General features: G+C 63.4%; 8 protein-coding genes. 3 read left to right on the top strand and 5 right to left on the bottom strand.

The window, feature by feature from the left end; genetic code table 11:
• Nucleotides 1-159: 159 nt before the first annotated feature.
• Together rbsK and VN887_19640 are read left to right on the top strand one after the other, a co-directional pair.
• Nucleotides 160-1,143, top strand: a complete 984-nt coding sequence (rbsK, locus tag VN887_19645) for a ribokinase (GenBank protein HXT42231.1) — start codon at nt 160-162, stop codon at nt 1,141-1,143.
• A complete protein-coding gene (locus tag VN887_19640; GenBank protein ID HXT42230.1) occupies nt 1,140-1,973 on the top strand; it encodes a glycosyltransferase in 834 nt (277 codons plus the stop codon). Before rbsK ends, VN887_19640 begins: the two co-directional genes overlap by 4 nt.
• Here the strand turns inward: VN887_19640 and VN887_19635 are convergent.
• From VN887_19635 to VN887_19625, 3 genes are read right to left on the bottom strand one after another with little or no spacing between them, the layout of a single operon-like run.
• Nucleotides 1,930-3,207: a hypothetical protein gene (locus VN887_19635; protein ID HXT42229.1), complete on the bottom strand. Its 1,278-nt coding sequence runs from the start codon at nt 3,205-3,207 to the stop codon at nt 1,930-1,932. The genes VN887_19640 and VN887_19635 overlap by 44 nt on opposite strands.
• 5 nt (nt 3,208-3,212) lie before the next feature.
• Nucleotides 3,213-4,166 (bottom strand): glycosyltransferase, encoded by a 954-nt coding sequence (locus VN887_19630; protein ID HXT42228.1) that lies wholly within the window; start codon nt 4,164-4,166, stop codon nt 3,213-3,215.
• The gene (locus tag VN887_19625; GenBank protein HXT42227.1) at nt 4,163-5,293 is read right to left on the bottom strand and encodes a M20 family metallopeptidase; all 1,131 of its coding nucleotides are present in this window, start codon (nt 5,291-5,293) and stop codon (nt 4,163-4,165) included. Before VN887_19625 ends, VN887_19630 begins: the two co-directional genes overlap by 4 nt.
• Before the next feature lie 54 nt (nt 5,294-5,347).
• On the opposite strand from VN887_19625, the gene VN887_19620 reads away from it, so the two are divergent.
• A complete protein-coding gene (locus VN887_19620) occupies nt 5,348-6,418 on the top strand; it encodes a hypothetical protein (protein ID HXT42226.1) in 1,071 nt (356 codons plus the stop codon).
• Between the two features lie 76 nt (nt 6,419-6,494).
• Here VN887_19620 and VN887_19615 read toward each other — a convergent pair whose 3' ends face one another.
• Together VN887_19615 and VN887_19610 are read right to left on the bottom strand one after the other, a co-directional pair.
• Entirely contained in the window at nt 6,495-7,004 is a 510-nt protein-coding gene (locus tag VN887_19615; protein HXT42225.1) for a hypothetical protein, read from the bottom strand.
• Nucleotides 7,005-7,024: 20 nt separating this feature from the next.
• Nucleotides 7,025-7,912, bottom strand: an 888-nt coding sequence (locus VN887_19610) for a GDP-mannose 4,6-dehydratase (protein HXT42224.1), incomplete at its 5' end; no start/stop codon positions are given.

Genomic DNA, 7,912 nt, shown 5'->3' with positions numbered 1-7,912 from the left:
CCGGCCGGGCGGGCATCCGCCGGAGGCGCGGCGGGGTGTTTTCAACAATTCCAAAAACCAGATGACGAAGGGCGAAAAACGATGCCGGACGCCGGATGCGCCGCCGTCATTCGGTCTGCGAACTTGTTCAGGTTCTCCTGACGCCGGCTGCCACCGTCCATGAAGCCGCACGTCGTCGTCATCGGCAGTGCGAACACCGATCTGGTCGTTCGCGTGCCGAAACTCCCTTCTCCCGGTGAAACCGTCACGGGGCGACAGTTTCAAATTGTGGCAGGCGGCAAGGGCGCCAATCAGGCCGTCGCGGCGGCCCGCGCCGGCGCGCGCGTTGCGTTTATCGGCAGTCTCGGGCCGGACAATTTCGGCAAGGCGATCCTGCGGGGATTGCGCCGCGAGGGAATTGACACGCGCTACGTTGTCCGCAGCGAAGACTCGCCCAGCGGCGTGGCGCTGATCATGGTGGACGCGCGCGGCGAAAATCTGATCGGCGTCGCCCGCGGTTCCAACGACGAGCTCTTGCCAAAGCACATTGATGCGGCCGCGTCATTCATCGATTCCGCGCGCTGTCTCGTGGTGCAATTGGAAATTCCCCTCGCGACCGTTCGCCACGCCCTCAAGCTGGCGGTCCTTCATAACGTTCCCGTCCTGCTGAATCCGGCGCCAGCCCGGCGCGTTCCCGCGACCCTGCTTCGCCAGATCACCTTTCTCACCCCGAACGAAGGCGAGCTGGGGGCGTTGACCGGCCTTCCGGTGAAGGGCAAATCCGCTGTCGAAGCGGCAACGCAACGATTGCACAATCTGGGCGTGAAGCACGTTCTGGCGACGTGCGGTGCCCGGGGCGTTTGCTGGCGCAGCGCCGTCGGCGCACGCTGGTATTCTGCGCCCCGTGTCCGGGCCGTTGACACCGTCGGCGCGGGCGATTGTTTTTCCGGTGCATTTGCGGCCGCCATGACCGAAGGGAAAACCGTGGAGGAGGCGGTTCGTTTCGCCATCGCGGCTGCGGCCATTTCGGTCACACGTCCGGGCGCGCAGACGGCGATGCCACGACGCCGCGAAATCCTGCGCTCGCTCGCGGCTTGCTGGCCGGGGGCGGGCTTGCTTTTCCTTTTGCCTTTTGCCCACTGCCTTTGTAAGCAAACCGTGTGACTCACACCGCGCCCAGCCTGCTGCTCCTGATCCCTGCCTACAACGAGGAGCAGCGGATTGAGCCGACGCTCCGCGAATATGCGCAATTTTTTCGCCAGCATCATCGCGGCAGATTCCAGCTCGTGGTCGTGCTCAACGGCTGCAGGGACAATACGATCGGCGTGGTGAATCACACGGCGAAGGACTTTCCCGAAATCCAGGCGTTGAATTTTCCCGCGCCCATCGGCAAGGGCGGCGCGCTCATCGAGGGCCTCAAACTCGCGCCCAACGCCGACCTGATCGGTTACGTGGATGCCGATGGCGCGACCGGCCCCAAGGCATTCCTCGAACTGGTGCATCTCACCGCGCAGGCCGACTGCGTCATCGGTTCGCGCTGGCTGCCGGGCGCCGTCCTGCATCAAAGCCAGCCCTGGCTCCGCCGTTTTTTCAGCCGCGCGTTCCACGCCATCGTGCGCGTGCTGTTCCTGCGGAAGATGAACTTCGCGGATACCCAGTGCCCGGCCAAGGTGATGCGGCGGGCGGCGGTGGAGAAAATTCACTCGACCCTGCGCATCGCCGACCTCGCGTTCGACGTGAACCTGCTTTACTCATTGAAACGGGAAGGGTTCCGGGTCCTCGAGGTGCCGACGGAATGGACGGACAAGACCGGTTCGAAGGTGACGCAATCGCTCCTGCGTTCGTCGCTGGTGATGTTTCTATCGGTCGTGCGATTGCGTTTGATTTACACGCCGCTCTATCGCTGGCTGCGTCCATTGCGGCCCCTGGAAACCTGGCTTTACCAGAAACTCAAAGCCCCCGTGCCGCGGCCCGGCCCTTCTCGCGCCAGGTGAACCCGGCGGACACGGCGAGCAGGAGCAGGCTGAAAACTCCCAGCGTCTGGATGACCGTGCGAAACGCGGTCATCACTTCCATCTCCAACAGGTGGGGCTTCAACATCGCGAGGGCGGCGCCGTAACCCGTGGCGATGAGCAGCGCCCAGGGCGCGACGGCAAACCGCTCGCGTGCGAGGAGGTTTGAGACGAGCACATTTGACAGGATCAACGGCAGGAGGCACCACGCGAACCAGGGAACCAGCGGCGTCGCCGCCCAGTATTCGGGTTTCTTGAAAAAAATGACCCGCACCGGCAGCCAGGGCGCGACGGTACAGGCCAGCGCGGCCAGACCGCCGATGAGCGCCGTGGCGGTGAGCGCCTGCCGCAACGCGCGCGTGTCCTGAGTGAGCGCCGCGCTGCGGACTATTTTTGGAAACATCACCGCCGCCAGCGGCCCGGCGAACGTGATGAGCGCGAGACCAATCATCGCCGCCGGCATGTAAAACGGCGTCTGCTCTTTTGAAAACACGCCCTGCACGAACACCACATCCGCGTTGCTCATGAACTGGACGCTTCCGAATCCCACGGTCAGCGGCGCCGCGCGGCGCAGCCAGGGTTTCCACTCCATTGGATCGCCGGGGCCCGCCAGCAGTCGGCGGATCAACCACGCGCCGATCAACACCGAAATCCCCTGGCCGAACAGCGCGCCCGTCATGCCACCGGCCGCCTGCCCGCCCAGCCACAGGATCACCGCAATCGCCGCGAACCGGCCCACTCCGTCAACAATCAGGACCCAGCCCAGCCCGAGAAAATTCTGCTGCCCCTGGAGCGCGCCCTTGACAATGGGAGACCAGAGCGACGCGAGGCCGATCATGACCGTGACCCAGAGCGCGGCGGGGTTCGAGATCTTGAGCAGCGCGATCCAGTGCCGCTGTCCGGCAAAGGCCACGGCCGCCATGATCAGCCAGATGACAAACGTCGCCTGCCCGGTGGCGCGCAGGGTGCGCGTGAGCTGGCGGTGCTGCGCGTCGCTGATCGCCGCGGCCGTTTGCTGGGCGAAGATGATCTGGAGACCGACCGACGGGATGCTCATCAACAGAAAAATGCGCAGCAATGCGAACCAGATGCTGTACTCCTCCGGATTCATCCAGCTATTGGCGGCGATCTGCGTGGCCATCATGAAAAATCCTCCGGAGGCCGTCGCGATGACCAGCCACCCGCTCTGCCGGAAAAACGTGGTTTTGGATTCCATCGCGGTCACATCTCCTTCACCCGCTCCAGAATCACCGAACCGGACCCCTGTCTCCCGGGTTGGCGCAAACCCGTGAAAAGGCCGCGCCAGAATCCGAGGCCGTAAAACAGATGGCTCGCGAAGATCAGCGGGAGCGCGCAAATCTTGAACACGAACGATCCGCCCTTCAACACGGCCGCCTGCCCGACCAACGCCAGACCATAGACCGCCCACGGCCACTGGCACCACGCGGGCAGCAGGGGTGTCAGCGCCACATAAACGCAAAACAGCGGGGGAACGAAGTTCGGCGCCGAGCCAAATGTGGGATGCAGACGGAACTGTTCCGCGCGGCCCCGACCGTAGGTCATCAACATTTTCACGAAGGCTCCCAGGCTCTGGCGGGGGCGCCGGTGCGCGATCAACTCCGGATCATACAGCAGCCGTCCGCCCCGCCGCTGCACATCATCCATCAGGGCGTTTTCTTCGTTCGGATAGAGCGCCTCGTCGAAACCACCCGCTTCCACCAGCGTCAGGCGGCGCGCCAGCAGATTGCAGAGAATGAGTTCCTTTTCACCGGTTTCGCGGAGCCGGCCCACCGCCTGATACCGGGCGCGACTGGAGAAAAACGCGAGCCGGCTGCCCATCACCATCGCAAAAAGTTTTTCCAGGACCGGCGATTCCGGAGGGCAGAGCGCCGGGCCGCCGGCCATCTGCACCTCGGGCCGGCGGAAATGCGCCGCGGCGCGGCGCAGATTCCCCGGATGCGGCACTGAGTCATCGTCGAGAAAATAAATCAACTCGCCGCGCGCCTCTCGAATCGCAACGTTTCGCTGGATTGAAGGGTGGCCGCCCCGGGCCAGAATGATTTCCAGACGGTCGCCCGGATAATCAAGCTGCCGGCTGGCCGCGACGGCTTTGACCTCGATCTGGCCGGGCCGCGCGGGAATGACAACGGTCACCGACGGCAGCGTTTCGCTCATGGCAGTGACTGAAGGAAGGAAAACAGCAGGGCGGCGGCCGCGTCCAGTTCGCTCAGCGAAATCCATTCGTCCGCCGTGTGCGCCTGCGCAATGTCGCCGGGGCCGAAGACCACGGCTGGAACGCCGCCGCCGGCCAGCACCGCCGCGTCGCAGAAGTAGTCAACGCCGGCGGGCCGCGTCTGACGGGCGCTCTCGAGGAACTGCTGCACCAGCGGCCGTTTCGGGTCCGTTTCCAGGGCCGGACACGGCGCGTTGCGGATGTTAAGGAGCCTGGCGTTGAGCCGGTGTTTTTTGAGCAGCGCCTGAATCTCGCGCCGCACGCCGGACTCTGTTTCCCGCGGCACCGTGCGCCGGTCGATGCTGATGCGGCACCGGTCCGGAACAATATTCGGCTGCGAGCCGCCGGCGATCGCGCCGACGCTGACCGTCGGGTGACCGAGCAGCGGATGTTCGCGCCTGCGCAACGCCGCGGCGTAGGTGGTCTCCAGCAAATCAACGATGCGGGCCATTTCATGCACCGCGTTCCGGCCCAGCTCGGGCCGCGAACCGTGCGCCGCTTTGCCGCGCGTTTCCAGTTGGAGCCACAAATCGCCCTTGTGCGCCGTCACCACGTGCAACCGCGTCGGTTCGCCAACGATGGCGAGATCGGCCCGGAGGCCTTTCGCGACCAGCGCGCGCGAGCCGCCCTGCCCGTTCTCCTCATCTGCGAGGCCGGCGAAGACGATCTCGGTTTGTTTCGGCCGTTGCGGCGAGCTTGTGAGCCCGGTCAACGCCGCCAGCATGGCGGCAACGCTGCCCTTCGTGTCACAGGCGCCGCGGCCGTGGAGCCGTCCGCCCTTTTCGCGCGGTTGGAAAAGTTCCGGCGATTCGCCGCCCACAGTGTCCAGGTGTGGCGCGAGGACAACCCGTTGACGGGTCCTTCCGGCGGGCGCGAGGCGGGCCAGCACGTTGGAGCGGCCGGGGAACACTTCCTGAAACTCCACCTCCAGCCCGGCGCGCGCCGCGGTGGCGGCCAGAAAATCCGCAACGCGTTGTTCGCCCGCGCGCGGGTCGCCCGCCGGCAGAAACGCGGGATTCACGCTGGGCAGCGCGATCAACTCGCAAAGAAGTTTCTTGACGGAGGTCATTTCCGGGCACCAGACGCGCCGCGACCTTAATTCGGGCCCGCAGGAGTGTCGAGCATGGACGTTGCCGCCAGCGCGAAAGAACTGGCCTCGCGTCCTCCGGGCTTCGTATCGTTCGCCCGCCAGATGACCGGACGAAAGACATTTCGGATTGCCGCGGCGGTTTTCGGAGGCTGTTGCGTATGGGCCGGCCAGGCCGAACTTGTCTACCAGGACATCGGGTCCACCAACAGCCAGCCAACGTATTTCCCCTCGACCGCGGAGTATGGCGACGAACTGCACCTCGCCGGTACCGGACGCAATGTCATTCAGTTCGGCACGGAGTATTTCAGCGACGTGCCTTCGACCAACGGCACCTCCGCCATCATCCGGTTTTATGCGAACGATGGTCCCGGCAGCGCGCCCGCGCCCGGCACATTGTTGTATCAGAGCGATCCATTTCCGGTGGCGCCGGGCTACAACTCGGTTGTTTTGCATGACTTTAGCGTCACGGTGCCGGACGTCTTCACGTTCACGATTCAATTCGGCGGCCTTGGCACAAATCAGGCCGGGCTCCTGGCCTACGATCCGCCCTCGGTGGGTTTCAGCTACAACGATTTCTGGATGCACACGGGAACGAACTGGGGCCTCTTCCAGCTCGGCGGCGGCATCAGGGCGAATTTTGCCGCGCGCGTTATCGCGCAGGACGTGCTGGCCGCGCGGTTGCAGGCGCCGGTGCCGCTCGCCGATGGCCGGACCCGCATCCCGCTCACCGGGCCGTCCGGCTGGACCTGTGTCATGCAATCGTCCCTCGATTTGACCAACTGGAGTTCCATCGGCATCTTCAACTTTGCGGGCCTACCGCAGGATTTTTTTGACGCGACCGCGCCGCGACCCGCTCGAAACTTCTATCGGGCGCTGACGACGATGGGCGGTCCGATGACGATGACCACGCCCGTGCAGACCAACGGCCAGACTCAATTCCAGGTGAGCGGACCGGAAAACCTCACCTTTGTCATCCAGACCTCCCCGGACCTGGCGAATTGGTCGGATGCACTCACAAACAAATTCGGGCCACGACCGTTCGTGTTTCTCGATCCGTCGCCTCCTGTTGATCATCGCTTCTATCGGACGCGGCTGCGGCCTTGAGCAGGAAAGCGCTGCGCTCTGCGAGCAGCGAAACGACCGCAATACACGGGGGAAAAATGAATCCCGCTGAAGCAAACTATTTTTCGAGAATAAACGTCTTCATGCTGGCCGTGAACGTGTCGTCCAGCCTGGCGCCGCCTTTGGCGAGAGTTGAACACGTGACCACCAGCTTCCTGCCACCTTTGCCGTCAAAGAAGAAGAGCGTCTGCCGGAGCAGATGGGCCTGCTGTTCAGACTGAATGATCAGTCTGACCCCATTCAGTCCGGAATCGGTCTTGAAATCCGTCTGGCCAAGATTTTTCAAACCCTTGAACATTTTCGTCAGGACCTGAACATTGGCTTTGACGTAATCCGACAGAGGCCCGGAGAAGGATTCGTCCACGACGTTGATATTCGACGCGAATCCGCCCGCTGCCGGGCCAAAGGCGATCTTGTATTTCATGCCGGGCACCTCTTTCACGGCCCAGTCTTTGGGCGGACAGTAAGAAAAGCCACCCACCGGTTCGACGTGACGCTCGCCCGTGCCGGCCGCAAACACAGGAACTGAGAGGATGAACAAGGCTGCAAAGAAGGAAATTGTTTTCATGTTTGGTAATCTTTGGGTTGTTATGCGCGATCCGGTGAGTCCTGCTTTTTCACGCTCTGCAAAAACCACTCCGCAAACAGCGGAATGCCCTCCTCGATTTTTATCTTCGGATGGTAGCCGAGCTTTTTCTCCGCCTTGGAAATGTCGGCGAAGGTGATCGGCACGTCGCCCGGCTGCGGCGGCTGTCGGTCAATCACTGCCTTCCTGTCGAGATGCTTTTCCAGCAGTTCGACGAGGCGGCTCAGCGTGACGGTCTGCGACTCGCCCAGGTTGAAGATTTCGTAACCGAACTCCTGCTGCGTGCAGGCGAGCACGCCGTCCACGGTGTCGGTCACGTAGGTGTAATCGCGCGCGGCCGAGCCGTCGCCGAACACGGGGATCGGTTTTCCGGCGGCCATCAGGCGGGCGAATTTGTGGATGGCGAGGTCGGGTCGCTGGCGCGGGCCGTACACGGTAAAGAATCGCAACAGGGCGACGTCCAGCCCGTAAACGTGATGATAAACGTGACCGAGCGCCTCACAGGCGAGTTTGCTGGCGGCATAGGGCGAGATGGCGGAAAAGATCGGGTCGTTTTCCGAGAAAGGCACTTTCGAGTTCACGCCGTAAACCGAGGAGGACGACGCGAGGGTGATTTTCTTCACGCCGTTGAGCCGCGCGGCTTCGAGCAGGTTCACCGTGCCTTCGACATTGACGCGCTGGTAAAGCGCGGGTTGCTCCAGACTGGGCCGGACCCCGGCGCGGGCGGCAAGGTGGATGATCTGGTCGAATTTGACGCCGCCGAGCAGTTCGTCAAGGCACGGGCGATCGGTGATGTCCCCCTGAACGAACGTGAACGGTTTGGCCAGTGCCTGCAGGTCGCGAATGCTGGCCTGCTTGATCTTCGGGTCGTAAAAACTGTTGAGGTCGTC

Origin of the sequence: Candidatus Angelobacter sp., assembly GCA_035607015.1 — a bacterium.
Lineage (GTDB): Bacteria > Verrucomicrobiota > Verrucomicrobiia > Limisphaerales > AV2 > AV2.
The sequence above is the reverse complement of the archived record's forward strand: the minus strand, read 5'-3'. Positions and strand labels throughout refer to the sequence as shown.